The 16,064-nt window shown below is 54.4% G+C and carries 11 protein-coding genes; 2 read left to right on the plus strand and 9 right to left on the minus strand.

Annotated features, from left to right (window positions below):
• Positions 1 to 126: 126 nt before the first annotated feature.
• The 9 genes from U5914_RS13530 to U5914_RS13570 all read right to left on the minus strand — a co-directional run bounded on the left by U5914_RS13530 (position 127) and on the right by U5914_RS13570 (position 13,902).
• Positions 127 to 675: a TATA-box-binding protein gene (locus U5914_RS13530; protein ID WP_049908458.1), complete on the minus strand. Its 549-nt coding sequence runs from the start codon at positions 673 to 675 to the stop codon at positions 127 to 129.
• Positions 672 to 3,641 carry a DEAD/DEAH box helicase gene (locus U5914_RS13535; protein WP_336136283.1) on the minus strand — a complete coding sequence of 990 codons (2,970 nt, stop codon included), beginning with the start codon at positions 3,639 to 3,641 and terminating at the stop codon, positions 672 to 674. The genes U5914_RS13530 and U5914_RS13535 overlap by 4 nt, the downstream gene beginning before the upstream one ends.
• 15 nt (positions 3,642 to 3,656) lie before the next feature.
• A complete protein-coding gene (locus U5914_RS13540) occupies positions 3,657 to 4,226 on the minus strand; it encodes a TATA-box-binding protein (RefSeq protein WP_336136284.1) in 570 nt (189 codons plus the stop codon).
• Positions 4,223 to 8,353 carry an Eco57I restriction-modification methylase domain-containing protein gene (locus tag U5914_RS13545; protein ID WP_336136285.1) on the minus strand — a complete coding sequence of 1,377 codons (4,131 nt, stop codon included), beginning with the start codon at positions 8,351 to 8,353 and terminating at the stop codon, positions 4,223 to 4,225. Before U5914_RS13545 ends, U5914_RS13540 begins: the two co-directional genes overlap by 4 nt.
• A gap of 3 nt (positions 8,354 to 8,356) precedes the next feature.
• Positions 8,357 to 8,548 carry a hypothetical protein gene (locus tag U5914_RS13550; protein WP_336136286.1) on the minus strand — a complete coding sequence of 64 codons (192 nt, stop codon included), beginning with the start codon at positions 8,546 to 8,548 and terminating at the stop codon, positions 8,357 to 8,359.
• 122 nt (positions 8,549 to 8,670) lie between these two features.
• Positions 8,671 to 9,753 carry a hypothetical protein gene (locus U5914_RS13555; protein ID WP_336136287.1) on the minus strand — a complete coding sequence of 361 codons (1,083 nt, stop codon included), beginning with the start codon at positions 9,751 to 9,753 and terminating at the stop codon, positions 8,671 to 8,673.
• 179 nt (positions 9,754 to 9,932) lie between these two features.
• Entirely contained in the window at positions 9,933 to 12,239 is a 2,307-nt protein-coding gene (locus U5914_RS13560; protein WP_336136288.1) for an ATP-binding protein, read from the minus strand.
• The gene (locus tag U5914_RS13565; protein WP_336136289.1) at positions 12,236 to 13,321 is read right to left on the minus strand and encodes a metallophosphoesterase family protein; all 1,086 of its coding nucleotides are present in this window, start codon (positions 13,319 to 13,321) and stop codon (positions 12,236 to 12,238) included. The genes U5914_RS13560 and U5914_RS13565 overlap by 4 nt, the downstream gene beginning before the upstream one ends.
• Positions 13,322 to 13,398: 77 nt before the next feature.
• Positions 13,399 to 13,902, minus strand: a complete 504-nt coding sequence (locus U5914_RS13570) for a hypothetical protein (RefSeq protein ID WP_336136290.1) — start codon at positions 13,900 to 13,902, stop codon at positions 13,399 to 13,401.
• Between the two features lie 177 nt (positions 13,903 to 14,079).
• Between U5914_RS13570 and U5914_RS13575 the strand changes: the two genes are divergently transcribed.
• Complete coding sequence (locus U5914_RS13575; RefSeq protein ID WP_336136291.1) at positions 14,080 to 15,804, plus strand: DUF2254 family protein; 1,725 nt, start codon at positions 14,080 to 14,082, stop codon at positions 15,802 to 15,804.
• Positions 15,801 to 16,028: a DUF8139 family protein gene (locus U5914_RS13580; RefSeq protein WP_336136292.1), complete on the plus strand. Its 228-nt coding sequence runs from the start codon at positions 15,801 to 15,803 to the stop codon at positions 16,026 to 16,028. Before U5914_RS13575 ends, U5914_RS13580 begins: the two co-directional genes overlap by 4 nt.
• Positions 16,029 to 16,064 lie beyond the last annotated feature (36 nt).

Here is a 16,064-nt window from a genome sequence, read left to right on the forward strand (position 1 = left end):
CCTGACGGGCTTGGAGAGAATTCTATCGACTACTACCACCTCCGACAACCAGTTCGACAAGCAGGTGTTCAGAAGCGTCGTTCTACGAACCGCGAGAGACGTGTTTTCGCATAGAATGCAGAGATGTTACTGTTCGAGGTAGGTCGTCACCTGTTTCTGAAGATGCTTGAACGCATCCTCGGCAGTGTCCACGTCAGAAGCCCCTGTGATGACTATTTTCCCGTTGGCAAAAACCAAGAGAACGGCCGGGTGGTCAGCGGGCCGATAGATGAGACCGGGGAACTGTTCTGGCTCATATTCCACGGATTCCAAGCCCAACGCGATAGAGAGTGTATTCAGATCGACCGGGTCGTCCAGCTGTGCCGTACAGACAACGTTCTGTACCGTGAATCCGGTTTCAGTCTCTGCATCTACGATGTCCAACTCGGACAGTGTCGTGAGGAACGCGTCGTTCGTCTCGTACAACTGTTCGAACGTAGAGCACCCACTGATGATGTATTTCCCACTCCGATAAACCGTGATGAGCGGACCACCCTCAACAAGCCGAAGATAGAGACCATGGTAGTTCGAAGGGTCGTATTCGGTGTATGGCAGATCCAAATCGGACTCGACCTCGGCGACGTCGAGTTCCACACCCAAATCTCCCGACCCGACAGCGTTCGCAATAGAGATCATTCGTCCTTTGCCTCTGTAGGAGAGACGACGTACGCCGCTGTTACTAATTCCGGTTCTTGGGGAGTAACGTGCTTCTCTTCCTCAAGCCTGGATAGCTCCTCTTCACGTTCTCGTCGTAGACTCTCGACCTTCTGCTTCGCGTTCCCAATCGGCGCGGACATATCCGCACCCTGCTCAGCACGGTGTTGGTACTGCTCTAACCGCTCTTCCCATTCTTCGATTTGCTCTTCGAAGTATCGCTCAGCGTGCTCACGTTTGATTTCGATCTCCCGTTCTCGTTCGGTTCGGGCCTCCTCGGCGAACGACTCAACGTGCGTCCATGCCTCCATCTCTGCAGCCTCGCAGAGGTCCTCAGCCATACTCGAGAGCCGATCAACCTCGTGCGACAACGAGACGTCACTGGGAGCGACCGTCTTCGAGAGTTCAGGAACATCCGTCGTTACACTGCCATCCGGGCGAGCGTAGAGGCGAACGAACTTCTCAGTCACCACGTCGCCGGCACCGGAGACGTAGCCAAGTCGGTAATTGAACAGGATTCCAGGCGTTCGAGACGCCGTCGCAGCGACCTTCGTCGCAATTTCACCCTGGATCCGGTCGCTGTCCAAGCAGAATTCGATGAGCGACTCGACGAGAGGATGGTCAAGCGAGATGAACTCGACATCATCCTCCTCCATCGCGATATCCTTGGTGAACGTGGCCCGTGGGTACTGTCGTGCTACCTGATTTCCACTCAGGACGTCAGGGACATCCAACTGGAACACGTCCCCTTCCATCCGGGCGGGTCCGGGTCGAACACCCTTGATAGAGCCGCCGAATTCGTCGAAGAACACTCGCACGAGCGTCTCGATATCGTCCTCAGACACCTCGCCGTGTTGACTGCGTTCGATCACGTCGAGAATCTCATCGTCCTCACCAGAGAGATCGAAGCGGTCGCGAATTAGGAACTCGTTTTCGACAGTCTGAATCGCTTCGCGTTTCTCCTCGATGGTCGCCTCGATATCGGCGACGACACGTTCAGTCGGCTCGCCTTCAGCGATAGCCGCCATAATCGTCTCGTCCAAGTCGACATCTTCGAGGACGCGACCGAGGACATCAGAGCGCATCCCGAGGTCCGACTCGATCTGATTCGTCTTCTCGATGAGCAGGTTGAGGATCTCGCTCTCGCGGGTATCGGCGAAGAAGAGATTCCGAATCTCGACCGTGTGCTCCTGGCCGTAGCGGTGGAGCCGCCCCATCCGCTGGTCGATCCGGATGGGATTCCACGGGAGGTCGTAGTTCACCATGATGTGGGCGAACTGGAGGTTGAGCCCCTCCTGGGCGGCGTCAGTCGCAAGCATCAGGTTGGCTTCCTCCTCGAATTTGCTCATCTCTTCCCGTCGACGGGACTGCTCGAGGTCGCCGTACACCTGAGCGACGTCGTGGTCAGCGAAGACCCCGTCACGTAGATACTCCAGCGTGTCCGTGTACTCAGTGAAGATCAGGATTTTCTCGTCGGGGTCCTCTGAGAGTATGCGGTCGACGAATTGCCGGAGCAATCGGGCCTTCGAGTCCGTCTCGATGTTCTTGGCCTGCTGCCAGAGCTGTTTCACGCGGTCCAGTTCCTGCTGGACTTGTGACTGATTGAGCGTAATCGTGACCGTCTCAAGCGCCTTCTCGACCCGAGCGCGTTCTGCGTCGGTGAGCGTCTCGGGTTCGGTACTATACCGCGGAATGAGGTCCTGAATCTCGTCAGGGAGGTCTTCTGCGACGGCGTCGTTCTGAATCGCCCGCATCCGGTTTTCGAGGGACTTCCGGATCGCGTAGATACTCGAGACCAGCCGCTTCTGGTAGATGACCATCGTGAACCCCGCCGCCTGGTTCTCCTCCTGCTGGGCCAGGTTGTAGTACTCGCGGATGTACTCGGTGACATCGTCGTACAGTTTCCGCTCCTCACGAGTCATCTCGACCGGGAGCGCCTCGATGTTCTTCTCGGGAAACATGCGAGTCCCGTCAGTCTCGTACATATCGTCCTTCAGCCGCCGGATCATCAGGTCCTCAAGCGCCTCGGGACTGATCTGCGACTCGTGGCTGAAGCGATACGGGTCGAGCAGACTCACGAGGAAGTAGAACTGGTCTGATTTCCCCTTGTGTGGGGTCCCAGTGAGTAGCAGCAGTGCATCGGAGTTATCGGCGACGGCTTCACCGACCTGATACCGCTGTGTCCGCTCGATTGAGTCGTCGCTCGAGCGTCTGGCCGTAAGGTGATGAGCCTCGTCGAAGACCGCGACGTCCCACTCCTCGTCGAGATTCTGGAGGGCATCGAGGACGGAGACGCGGTCTGACTCGGAGTCGTCCGTGGTCTGCTTCGCGAAGTCGATGGAGGTGATGATGAGGTCCTCTTGCTTCCAGACGTTCTGGTTGGGGTGGGACTTCCGGTGTGTACGGACCGTCTCGCGGTCGTAGATGACGAAGTTGCGGTCAAACTTCTCGCGCATCTCCTCCTGCCACTGGACGGTCAGCGGCGCCGGCGCGACGATGAGCACCCGGTCGGCCCGGTCGCGTGCGATGAGCTCTTCGATAACGATCCCGGCTTCGATAGTCTTCCCAAGGCCGACCTCGTCGCCGATGAGATACCGGTGGTCGTAGGAGTTGAGGATCTCGTAGGCGGCCTGTACCTGGTACGGTTCGATCTCGATGCGGTTGCTGGTCAACGAGAGGAACCGGTCGTACTTGTAGGCGAGATCCAGCCGGATCGCCCGCTCACGAAGGTCGTAGTGGATCGGGACGTCGGACTGCCCTGCTGCGAGGCGGTCCACGAGCGAATCGAGTTTCTCGATGTGAGGGAGGCCGCTGGGGAGTTTGCGGAGCTGTCCCTCCGAGGTGTAGACGTGGAGGAGGTGGCCGCTGTCGGGCCGTTCCTCAATTTTCGTGATTTCTCCACGCCCGCCGGCGAACTTGATATGGTCGCCGACCTGAAAATCAGTCATAATTGGCAGCAAACTCTAATCATCGAATAGAGATTCAATTAAACCTTTCAGGTGATAGAATGCTTCCTCAGCATCCTCAACGTCTTGAACTCCAGTAATTATCACTTCACCATTGGTTGGTATTGTTATTAGGCAGTCGTAGCTGTCTGGCCAGTAATATAGAAACGGGGATTGCTCAGGTTCATATTCGATATTTTCCAGTCCTAACTCAATAGTAAGCGATTCAAGGTCGACTTCTCTCTCAAGTTGACCTTTACAAATCAGGTTTTGAACTGTTGGGCGTGAATTTTCAGCGCAAACGTCTATTCCTAATTTAGATAAGCTATCTATAAACCGGCTGAACAAGTCGTCAAGCCCTATATGTGAGTTTACACCCATCATTGTATATGAACCGCTCGAGAAGATGATTACCACTGGTCCTTCTTCTTCAAACCGGATTAGCAGACCAGGAAATGTTTCAGGCTCATATTGAACTTCAAAAGCATCAATCTCAGCAGATAGAGGCCCTAAATCAAATTCTCTATTTAGCTTTCCTGAGGCAACGATATTAACAATTTTCAGCACTGATCCATCCTTTGAGTTCATTTTGACTCTTTGATCAGCTCACGTTGATCGTTGCTGAGACTATACTCATCAACAAGTATTGTGTTTATTTCCTTCTCAACTTCTTCAAGACGTTGCGATAGCTCTTCTTGACGAGTGTATGTGGAATAGTACGCCTGAATTTGGTTACTCGCTTCCTCCGGATGAGGAAGCTGAATGTTCGAGAGACGATCAAGGAGAGACATCGTCGTAGTCGCCGTCTCTCGGAAATTGGCAAATCCGCCGCCCTCGTTGATAATGGTCTTCAGCGACTCTGCAAGATACACCTTCTCCGCGTCGGTGAACCCCACAAATTTCATCGCAGCTATTGGGTCTGTTTCAGTGTACCCCCACTGGTCGGTTTCAATTTCGTCGTCTTCGGGTTTATATCGAGCAGTTAGAGAGACTGAGACATGATCATCGAGATCTATTCTAATGTCTCCAACCCTTAGGCTTTCCAACTCCTCCTTCGTTTTCGAAAGAGGGGTTTCATTAACCCCGGGTGCTGGTTGATATCCAGCCAAATCAAGTAGCGTAGTATCTCCTGAGCTCAGGTTAACATAATCTTGTATCTCAAGATTTTGTTGCTCCATCTCAGATTTTACCTCCTGTGCCTCTTTTGCTAGAGGATTCAGTTCTTCGCAATTTCCTTCAGGGATGGGAACCTTATCCAAATAATCGCAGGAATAGCTATAATATTCCCCTCGTTTGAGTGGGGCAATCTTATGTAAATAGAATTCAATTATATCGGAATTCAAAATAGCTAATAAAACATCCAATTCTATTTCGTCCGCGAGAACACCATAGATACGAGCGAAGCTATATCCTCTACCTTCATTATCAATACAGAACTGATTCCGTTTCGATTCCCCTGATGTCACAATCTTCCTTTGCTTATACTTTGAAAGCCGCCCTTGTCGCGTTATCTGATACCAGTTCTCGTCATTTAGGGTAGTCCGAGAGTCCTTACGTGATCTTAAGTCGTCCTCATGTTCCTTTAGATAGGAATAGGCATTCGGGAAGTTCTCGGCCAGCTCACCTTCATCCATTAGGACTGTAGCGTTGTCGCCCTCACGATATGGGTAGATGATTTGTTTACTAGCACCCTTGAGATGCCATCGATCAGGATCTTTACCGCGAATTACATCTAACAGAATTTCATCTTCTATCTCAAACTCCCTTACCTCGTCTGGATCTAATAAAAACACGCTATCCCGACCACTAATTATTCCACTTACAGATTCACCCACATCAACCAGCCTTCTATGACTCTCTAGCTGGTCTATTACTTCGCGCTCTTCCTTGTTTGAAAAGCCCCACTCCTGATCTGGGGGTAGTACTGTTTCATATTGAGTGACAAGTTCACCGTCCGGATTATAGAGTTTTGTCATCAAATCGTCTGACAAGTGATCTACAGAATAATACTGAGCAGAAGTACTGTCCCTGAATTGTGGATTCCAAATGAAAATACCAGCATACGTAGTTGCCCCTTCAAAGACATCTAAATCGCCGAAGTCAACGACTTTCCTGACGTTTCTTTTCCCTAAGAATTCTCGCAGCTTTTCCCCGTATGTTGAATTTCTGAATTGAGTTGACGATATGTATCCAAGCTCGCCACTCTTCTTTGAGAGTAGAGTAGCTCTCTCAAAGAACGCGATAGAGATGTCAACTCTTCTGTAAGCAGTCTCAAACTCTTGTTTGATATAGTCGATAATTCTGTGTGGCAGGTTCTGCACCCTGACATAGGGTGGATTCCCAATTACTGCATCGAATCCGGGGTCTGCAAGCTTTTCGCCCTCTCTACTATAGAATACCTCTGGGAAAGCGAGTTTCCAGTGGAAGTAATTATCTTGATTGGCCCATTGTTGAGCATCGTTGAACCACTGCATCTCTGCAATTTCTCCCCACTTGTCATCATCTTCCAAGGCCGCAGCCATTCGTTGATAGGCGTCAGAAGGGATTTCATCCAAACCGAATTCTTCGGCAGTATGAACATTCGTCATCGCCTCAAGTCGTTGCCGAAGCTTGTTCCGCTCGAATTCATCGTACTTTTCCTCCATCTCCTTAACGTCAGCAAGTTCCTGGTTCTCAATGGCGATGAAGTCCTGATAGATTCGCATTAGCTGTTCGATGGTCCCCTTCCGAGCCACACCGAAGTCAGCGAGTGTCGCGTTCTGCCCGTCACCACCAGCATCGGACTCCAATTCCTCAATTTCCTCGATATCACTTCCGACCAGCGAGTTACCCGTCTTTAGGTGGTGGTCCAGGAACGCGAGCGGCTGTTCAGCCGCGAGCGTCCGGAGCCAGAGGGACACCTTCGCGAGCTCGACGGCCAGCGGGTTTAGGTCAACTCCATAGATACAGCGCTGGGCGACCTGCCGGCGAGCCCAATTGATGTCGTGTTCCTCATCAACAGTCTCGATACCCTGCTGTGCGGCCTGCCGCTCCTGAGCATCGATAATCTCACGAGCAAGGTAGTCGATAGCGCTGGTCAGAAAGTGACCACTCCCCATCGCTGGATCGAGGATTTTGAGGTCGAAGATACGTTCTGCGAATTCCGCTGCGAAACCGCCCTCATCCCGAGCGCTCTGGGCCATAAGATCCTCTGAGATATCCGTGACGAGCGGTTCCAACGTCTCCTCCACGATGTACTCAACGACGTACTCCGGCGTGTAGTACGACCCCGTCGCTTTCCGTTCGCCAGAACCAGTCGAAAGATGGACTTCGCCCTCCTCGACAATCACCTGGTCACCCTCGCCGGCGGGGACGTACTCACCATCCTCCAGCGCGAGCGGTTCGTCGGCGACGTCAAGCTGATACTCGAGAAGCCCTTCGTAGATGCTCCCGAGGTGGCGGACGTCCAGCGACGAGTAGTCGACGAAGATCTTCCCGCCGCCGTTGCCGTTCTGACTCCGGGTGAGGAGCTCGATGACCTCAGCGAGATAGGCATCGCCCACCTGGTGATTTGCGAGAAACCCGGCTTCGACGCTGTCCTCCTCATCAGGGTTAGTTCTGAACAGCCCACCGTTGTACGCCGGGATGTAGAGGTCTTCCTCCGGGATACCGCGCGACTTGCTGCCCTGGTCGATGAGTTTGAACAGCTCGTCCAGTCGGTCCCAAAGGTTGTCTTGCCAGTCGCGATACTTCGGATTCGGGCTGTCGAGTTCTTCAGCGACGTCCTGCTTGAGGGTATTCAGACTGTAGGATTCCTCGTAGATCTCATTGTTCGTGTCGAGCAGGTCACGACCCTCACTCTCTGCGTAGAGCACGAAGATGAGCCGGTAGAGGTAGATGAGCGAACTGTCGTGAATAAGGTCGAGATCATCCTGGGAGAGGTCGTTGTCCGGGTACTGCATGAATCCCTCCGAGAGGACCTTGATCGCCTCGTAGATGTTGTCCTGGAGGTCCTCTCCCAACTCCTGGGCGAAGACGTTGGACTCGTCGTAGACTTCGTCCAAGAAGCACTCGCCGCTGGAGTCCTCGAGGAACGCGCCGTGCCTAAAGAAGAGGTAGAAGTATTTGAAATCCTCAAGATCGCCCTTTTCGAGAACGGTCGGTAGGTCGATCTCGTAGTAGGAGTCCAGGCGGTGGCTCGTCGGGCCGTAGTAGAGCCGCCATTTCTTCCCATCGGTGAGGACGGCCCACTGCGCTGGCGTCTCCTGCAGATAGACGTGAATCTGGTAGCTTGGATTCTCGAAGTCCCGCTCGTGTTCCCCACTCCCACGGGTGTCGAGTGGCCGACCCCAGCGCTTGGCGTCCGCGACGGCGACGGCGTCCTTGTAGAAATCGCCACTCTCTTTTTTTCGGCTGAATGCGTCTCGAGCTGCGTTCTCACTCGGGAAGAAACCGTAGTCCGGTCGTCGTTGTCCTCGCTGTACTGTCTCCTCGACTTCGAATGGGATTCCCAGTTTCCGGAATAGCGGCCGAATGAATTTCTCTTCGAGCGATGACTCAGTACGTTCGGCAACGGTATCTTGTTCTCTCTCCCAGAGGTCGATGATTTCAGCTCGTTTCTCGCGGAGTTCCTCGTCGCTAAGCTCGTCCCACGCCTCGGTTTCGGGGAGGTGCTCGTCCAGGTAGTAGTTCGAGAACAGGTCGCGATTCGTCCGATAGGTGAGTGCCGTTTGCATGAATTATCGAGGAGTGACGATGAGAAACCGATCCGCGTCCTTGCTGTCGATAAGCGCGTGAGCGACGTCTTTCGTGTCGGCAACGTCGACGTCGACGTCGTCGCCGATCTCGGCCTCGAGCTCTTCGAGCTCGGAGCCGGAGATGTTGACCCGCCCGGAGTTACCCGAATTCCGGGCGATTGATTTACGAGTCATCTCGGATACTAAGCCTGTTTCAGCCCCCCAATATAGTCTTTACTTAGACTATTTCACGTCGCCCTCAGCTGCGCATCACCCCGACCGAGCCTGTGAATCTTGGAGTCACTACCTGGATCGCATTAGGAGAGCTTCTCGATTTTGTCCTTGTCAGCGTCGGTGAGTAGCTGAACGTCGTACTCCTCCTCGAGTGAAGAGATACTCTGTAACAGCTGAAGGGCTGTCTCCTCGTCGCCCTCCTTCAAGTGGTACGTCGCTTGTTTTCGCTCGACCTTGGCAACCCCCTTCCTTCCGTCGTGCCAGGATACGATTTCGTAATAGTACTGCTTCGCCTGGTTAAGATGTGACCACCATGCGTCGGTGTCCCCGTCCTCTTTGCGGATCTCTTTCGACAGATCCCAGTGGGCATCTGCCAGTTTATTTGCAATCGATTTCTTTCTGTTCTGGTCGTCGACGAGTTCGTATGCCTCCTCAAGGAGTTCAATAGCCTCCTCCAAATCTGCCTCGTCACTGCTGCCCAGAAGTTCATTGATACGGTCCTGATTCTTGAGGGACTGGCTCTTCCAGACTGTATTACCGTCGAGGTCGATACCCCGGTACCGTTCGTCCTCGTCTAAGAGGTATAGAACAATCCCGCCGTCAATCTCTCCGAACTCCTGTGCTGGACTGTTGAGATCTGGCGTCTCGAATTTGGTGGCCAGCTCGCCTGACCCGACGTCAAAGATGTACACTGAGCGATCGGGATTGTGGGTCGCTGTGGAGGCGTACTGGCCGTCGTCGGTAATCGCACACTCCCAGATGTTCGCATCGAATTCGTGCTCAATACGTGGCTGACCATCAGGGGCGACGACATCGAACGTCCCACCGAGATTCTGATCGTCGGGTTCTCCGATGTCGGTGACGGCAACATGACCGGTATCGGCGACGACAACGTCCTGTGCCCGCGTTACAGTGAATGCGTGTTGAACCTCTCCATCCCCCGTTATCACTACGATTGGGGTACCCCCATTCATTCCAGAGCGTCCATATAAACATCTCCACCCGCCGTTTGGCGATGACACCGATGAGAAGGTGACCCGTTCGCCGCGGAATTGTCCGTGGATGAATTCGCTGTCCAATGAATCCTCAATCACGATCTCCGGTTCTGGATCGTTCTTTGAATTAGAGTCTCCATCCCCTCCGAACAAGCGACTGAACAATCCCATGAGACTAGTCACCGAGGGTCGTGGAATAAAGATTGTCAATAGGTTTGGGTATGTAAAATGTGAACTGGTATTTTTGTCTTACCAAACAAAGGCTCCCAACTGCATTTCGGTGTTTGGTAAGAGCCCTATACGGTTCGTCTCGACCCGCAGAAGTCGTGAGATCCATCTATTAGCACGTTTCAGCTGAGCGGGTCAAGCATCCGGCAATGCAGGTCGTGCGTCTCAACGAGATCGTTTCCGACCTCGTCCTTGGCAGTGAAGTAGAGGATTTGCCATCCATCGTCAGCGAGTTCTCGAAGAACATCGAATCCTTCCTGGAGCCGTGTGCGGTCTGCTGGGAGGAAGGCGTCGTCCAGAAGGAAGAATCCAGGTTCAGAGCTCAGTAACTGCTCTGCGAGCCCAACACGAGCCGAGAAGTACAGCTGTTCGGTCGTCCCGTGGCTGAGCTGCTTGGGTGTGAGGACTTCCTGTCCATCTCTGTGGACCTGCAGGACCCTCTCGTCAGCATCGTAGGTAACACCCGTGTATCGGTCGTCAGTAATCGCCTGGAACACGTCCGTAGCCCGACTTTCAGTGCCGAAGAGGTCCGTGATCTTCTGTTCCTCTTCCGCCTCAATGCCGTCGAAGATATCGAGCACTTCCCGGGCAATATCTGCGTCACGCTCGATCTGCTCTACCAACTGATTCAAGTCGTGGACGACGTCTTGAAGCCCTTCGATAGAGCGCGACGGCAGCGATACGGATTCATCAAGGAATGACTCAGCAGCGAGGGCCTGAATCCGCTCGTCAAACTCACGCAGTCGTCGGTCGTGCGTCTCTAACTGCTCTGTGAGCTCATCGCGACGTTGGGTCAGTTCCTCCTGTTGCTCGCTAAGTGTGGCTAGTCGATCCGGGTCGTACTCGTCCGCGTCCACGCTCTCATCGACGTCCGCGACCATCGCATCGAGTTCTGATTCCCAGTACTCGAGTTTCGCTTCTGGATCTGGCGCCGTCGTGCTTGGCGTGCCGAGTGCGTCCGTGAGGCTCTGCGCTGCTTGGTCACGCTTCCGTTCGAGGGCCTCCTGTGCGGTCACACGCTCGCGGTACTCCTCGATGTCAGCCGCGTCTACCTCCTGGAGCAGCGTTTGTTTCTTCTCTTGGTTCGAGCGTCGCTCTTCCCGCTCTGTTTCGAGGTCGTCGTTACGCTCGTCGATGAGTTCGTCCTTGACCTCGATTTGTCGTTCGAGTTCGTTGCGACGATCTTGCAAGCCGGCTAACTCGTCGCGAAATGCTCTGATCGCCGGCCCGATTTCGTCGGTGGTAGTGACATCGAGCCCTGCGTCCTGCGCTTGCTGGAGAACCTGTTCCTGCTCTCGTTCTGCGTCCGCTACTGATCGATGTTGCAGGCCATACCAGCCCGCAGCGATGGCGCCGATTACCGCAAGGAGAATGCCCGCAATCGTGCTCCCGACGATTGCTGCGACCCCGCCCAGTCCGAGCCCAACGAGTGCAGTGTACTTCGCGAAACGCATCCCCCGGGATGCCCCGACCGCCTCACCGTGGGACTCCCTGAATGACGCAAGCGCTTGTTCAACTTCATCAATATCGTCGGCCCGTGCCTCCAACGGTGCCAGCTCTGCTTCGACGGAGTCTTTCTCGGTCTTGAGCTGTGTCCGCTCCTCACGTAGCGAGGAACGCTTGTTTTCAAGGTCCTCAATCTCGTCCTCGGCTGCAACGATCTCGCGGTTGAGCTGTTCTAACTCTCTGAGGGTCGATTGGGACACCTCATCGTCGAGCTGCTCGATTGCTTCTCTATACGTGGTCAGCCGTTCCGTAAGTGTCGCGTGGGTGTCCCACGTTTCGGCGGCCTCCTGTGTCTCAAGCTCGTCTTCACACCGCTGGAGTTCAGTTGTGACGGCGACGACCTCTCGCTCGGCTGCTGCGATATCGTTCGCTTCGGCGTCAGCGATATACTCCTGGATGTCCACGGCGAGGTCGTCTGCCTGATCACGCACATCTGCTGCATTCGATCGGCTGCGGGCCGACGACAGCCCTCGGCCACTGACACTGGTCAGTCGTCCATGTTTAACGAGTCGAGACTGGATCGCGTCGATCTCGTTCGTGTGGAGGTCGCCGATCTGCTGGGTGACCGAATCGTAGAACTCGTGTTCATCGCGAAGTTGCAGGTCACTATCCCGGATGACGAAGATGTTTCGGAGATGTTGTGGCGAGAGGTCCACCAGATCGCTGAGGACCGATCCGTCGCCGAGTTTCTGTTCGGTGCCGCCGGTCTCGACGACAACATGGCCGCTCGGGGATTCGTCAACTCGGGAGACGTGCGGAATCGCGCTTTCAATATCCGGCTCGAGTAATTTGAGTACGGCTTCTAATAGCAGTGTCTTCCCGGACTCATTCGGCCCATAGAAGACTTCGAAGTTGTCTCCACACTCGTGAGTGAAGCGGGGAAGTGGCCCGTAGCGATCGATTTGGATGTCGGTCAGCTTCATGTGAGCTTCCCCTCCGCGGCCAGATCGGCGAAGATCGCGAGCATTTCTTCCCAGACGTCGTCCTGAAAGCCCTCCACATCGTAATCGTCGCGCTCCTCGACAGCGTGGAGTTGCTCACGCTCCTCGAGCCGCTGTTGAAACGTCTCGAACAGGGGATGTGACAGGATATGTTCGACTGTTCGGGTGCTGTTCTCGACGTAGATGTCACCACTCACATCAGAGAGGGCTTCACTGAACGCCGTTTCATCCATCTCAGTGAACCCGTCGACGCTGATCTTCGGTTCGACGTGCCGGTTGTTCCAGATGGTTACTTGCGATTGGATTTCTTCGAGGACACGCTCCTCGTCCCCGGGAGTGACCCGGAGATCGAGTGTATCATAGTGGAACGAGTCGAGGGCCTGGAGCTGGACGTCCTGGGCTGCTTCGGTGTCGATGAGGACGCTCGTCCGTCGACCTGTCTCTTTCCGTGTTACCGACGCTGGAGTGCCGGGATAGACGAACGTTCCTCCATTCGAGAGTTCAGTTCGGTGCTGTGAGTGGTAGTGCCCGGCGAGATAGTAGTCGAAATCTAATTCGGCAAGTTCCTCTTTAGTGATGGGGAAATACCGTTGTTCGCCCTCGTCTCCGACGCCACCTTGAACAGGTGCTTCCAGACTACAGTGTAACAGAAGGGCTTCCGGGCCGTCGAATGGCTCCCGATTACGTAACCCAACGAGTAGCTCCTCGGTCGCTTGAGGTGTATACGGAAGCGCGGTAACTCGAGTGTCGTGGATGACGAACTGGTCGAAAGGCGTCTCGGTTGCGGGCGTGAACGATTCGCCGAAGAAGAGGTTACTGCGGAACGCATCGGCGTCGTGATTGCCTGGAATCGTCAGGATGGGATACGAACGGTCAGAAAATAATTCTCGGAGGGATTCCCGTAGCTGCTCCGCAGCGACGTCACTATCGAAGAGATCGCCACCGATCGTAACGAGATCGACATCACTGGTATCCGCTTGTGAAAGGACAGTTTCTAACGCCGCCTGGCGTTCATCAGCGTCTGGTGTGAGATGAATATCTGCAGTATGTAGGATTCGTACCATCTAATTACCGTGTCATCTCACTCAATTCCACGACTGAGTAAAAGGCGTTAGGGTAAGCTGATTCTTTGTGTCCCGCCTCAGTAGGTATCGAGCTCTTCACGAAGCCGGTACTCCATATGAGAGAGCCGTTCTTCCAATTCAGATACTTCCTCGTCGAGGTCGCTCTCGATCTGTCGAAAACGACTTGAGAGGGTTCCAAATGGTGAATCCGGATTTGGATCACTCACTTCATCAAGTTCTGCAATGGGGTTGAGCCCTGGACCATCCCAGGTGAAGTAGAGTCCAGCGTCTGAATCTCTATCTCCGGAAATGTACTGGAAAGCCACCTCTGAGCGCCAGTATCGATATTCAAGAATATTGGCGATAATCGATTGCCGGGCTGCTTTTGCTCCTTCGAGAGCATCGTCGCCTACCAACTGGTTAGGAAATAGGTGCTGATGATCCTCAAGGAGGTGTTCCTCTATCTCCTTGATTGAGAATGCTTGGTCCTCGTTGTTTGAGAGAAGTGAGTTGATCTCGACGGTGATTGGATCATATCTGCCTGCGTGTTTCCACTCCTCAGAGTCAGTATCTACCGGCATATGTCTCTTCAGATAGCGTTCCAATAAAACCGTACCGCCGGCATATCGATATCAAAACAGACGTATCGCAAGGCCTTCACCCCACTGAGACTTTCAAATTCGATGATAGAGGGCGGCCGTGCTAAGATTGACAGAATTATGTAGTGACAGTGAGCAGGCCAGGGTAAGAACGAGTTTATGAATGCCCGCAACTGGCGAGGGGTACTTCCGGAGTGGACTCACCTACTCATAGTTCGATACACTCTCCTCACGCTCGCTACGGTTGCGGTGGTCGCGACGCTGACCACACTGCTCAACCCGGCTGTTCAGACCGAGAATATCAGGGCGCTATTGACGACGTTAGCGACGGCAGAAGCCTCCGTTCTGGCAATCGTGTTCTCTGTGACCGTCGTCGCCCTACAACTCGTTGTGACGCGATATTCGGCCCGCCTCACCTCTCTGTTCATCAAGGAGCCGTTGTTCCGTACGACGTTCGCGCTCTTCGTTGGTGCCATTGCGTTCAACCTGCTGGTCGTCTATCTGCTCCCGATACAGAACAGCCGCCTACTGAACGCAGTCGTCGGAATCGCGTTTGCGCTTGCTGCTGTCTCTACGTTTGCGCTCTACCAATTCATCCAGCTGATGATCCAGCGCAGCTCGCCCGACGATCTCATCTCGGTGTTGGTCGAACGGGAACTCGCACCGGACGAATACCTTCCAGCCACCGCAACGGAATTCACCGAAATTGAGGTCCATCCGATTCGGCCACTGTTCCGAACGATTGCTCGGGCGATTGAGCTGGGCGAATACCAAACCGCAGAACAGGGGATCGACGGACTTCGGACGGTTCTCATCCGGACGTTCGAATACCTTGAAAGCGAGCACACCGAGGAAGACGCCGCACAGTACGCATCGGTTGTTTCGACTGAGGTCCTCACGGAGTATGTCCCGCCGATCTTGGAGCAGGCATACACCCACGAGCAATACGACCTGGTTTCGGACGCAGTCGACGATGTCGAAGCGGTCGCTCTCGACGGGCTCGACCACGGCTTTACTGACGTCGCCGAGGACGCTGCTGAGGGACTCGGAGACGCGTTCGATGCGGCCCCCTTGACGTGGGAGGGGAACCGCCTTCGAAGCCCGGTCAAAGATTCACTGCTCGAACTGACGAAAGGCACAGCAAGCAACGCCGATTATTCGACATTTCGAGCGGTCTTCCATCCACTGAATTTCCAAATGAAGCTCCTCTTGCGACGCCGACCGGATTCGAACGTGACCTACCACGTCGTTGGAGACTACTACAGCCGAGAAATCGTCGAAATATTCGAGGCTCTTGTCAACCGGTACGGTCCTGGTGTACAAGATCAGGACATCAATTGGATTTCCCCAACAGAGGAGAGGAAGTGGACGCTTCCTGATGAAGCTAAGCCACTTCGACACGTTTGGCGCGAATACGCCAGCTTCACAGAGACAGTTCTGCGGTATCGCGTCTCAGAAGAGGAGTATCCATTTGTGGAGGGGTCAATCGATGACGGCTGGAATCGGATCACGCAGTGCGCTGCTGATGCTGGGATCGACGATCTGGCAACGCTGTGCTGTATGACGACGCTTCAACTCGCGTATCGCGTTGACCAGCTCGAGGACGGCCGCCTCGGGATGTGGACGAATAATCTCGGACGTCTCCGACTGGACTATGATCCGGCCATCGTCGATAGGGCATTCGAACTCCTGAAGGCGGGCGAACAGCCGGAGGGGCAAAACATCTCGGTCAGGACCGTCAACCCGGCGTCGACAGATGCAGAGGAGGGGTTCATTGAACGGTTCCTTAGTACTGAAGAGGAAGACACACCATTTGAGGAGTGGCTCGTCGAGTTCGAGGAAGACGTCCACGAACGAACGGAGTACCTCCGGGAGCGAGAATGACAGACTACCAGTTCGAGGTGGGTGATCGCGTCCGAATCGATATTCCTGATGAGACGGACCCGGACTATAACCGGCTCCACGGGCGCCACGGCGAGATCATCGCTATCTTAGAGGACGACGTCGGCGCCGTCACGGGTGATGATCGCGACGCCGTGCTGTACCGTGTTCAGCTGAACGACGGGACAAAAACGGATGTTCGGTGGCGCGATCTCCGGCCACCCTGAGGGCACGTTATCCAGAATTTGATGGATTAGGGCGGG

Origin of the sequence: Natronomonas amylolytica (genome assembly GCF_037031205.1) — an archaeon.
GTDB lineage: Archaea > Halobacteriota > Halobacteria > Halobacteriales > Haloarculaceae > Natronomonas > Natronomonas amylolytica.

What these genes read in the sequence shown, in the direction of transcription:
- U5914_RS13540 (WP_336136284.1), bottom strand. Translation starts at nt 4,226, where the DNA reads ATGAACTCAAAGGATGGATCAGTGCTGAAAATTGTTAATATCGTTGCC.
- U5914_RS13550 (WP_336136286.1), bottom strand. Translation starts at nt 8,548, where the DNA reads ATGACTCGTAAATCAATCGCCCGGAATTCGGGTAACTCCGGGCGGGTC.
- U5914_RS13560 (WP_336136288.1), bottom strand. Translation starts at nt 12,239, where the DNA reads ATGAAGCTGACCGACATCCAAATCGATCGCTACGGGCCACTTCCCCGC.
- U5914_RS13575 (WP_336136291.1), top strand. Translation starts at nt 14,080, where the DNA reads ATGAATGCCCGCAACTGGCGAGGGGTACTTCCGGAGTGGACTCACCTA.
- U5914_RS13545 (WP_336136285.1), bottom strand. Translation starts at nt 8,353, where the DNA reads ATGCAAACGGCACTCACCTATCGGACGAATCGCGACCTGTTCTCGAAC.
- U5914_RS13555 (WP_336136287.1), bottom strand. Translation starts at nt 9,753, where the DNA reads ATGGGATTGTTCAGTCGCTTGTTCGGAGGGGATGGAGACTCTAATTCA.
- U5914_RS13530 (WP_049908458.1), bottom strand. Translation starts at nt 675, where the DNA reads ATGATCTCTATTGCGAACGCTGTCGGGTCGGGAGATTTGGGTGTGGAA.
- U5914_RS13535 (WP_336136283.1), bottom strand. Translation starts at nt 3,641, where the DNA reads ATGACTGATTTTCAGGTCGGCGACCATATCAAGTTCGCCGGCGGGCGT.
- U5914_RS13565 (WP_336136289.1), bottom strand. Translation starts at nt 13,321, where the DNA reads ATGGTACGAATCCTACATACTGCAGATATTCATCTCACACCAGACGCT.
- U5914_RS13570 (WP_336136290.1), bottom strand. Translation starts at nt 13,902, where the DNA reads ATGCCGGTAGATACTGACTCTGAGGAGTGGAAACACGCAGGCAGATAT.
- U5914_RS13580 (WP_336136292.1), top strand. Translation starts at nt 15,801, where the DNA reads ATGACAGACTACCAGTTCGAGGTGGGTGATCGCGTCCGAATCGATATT.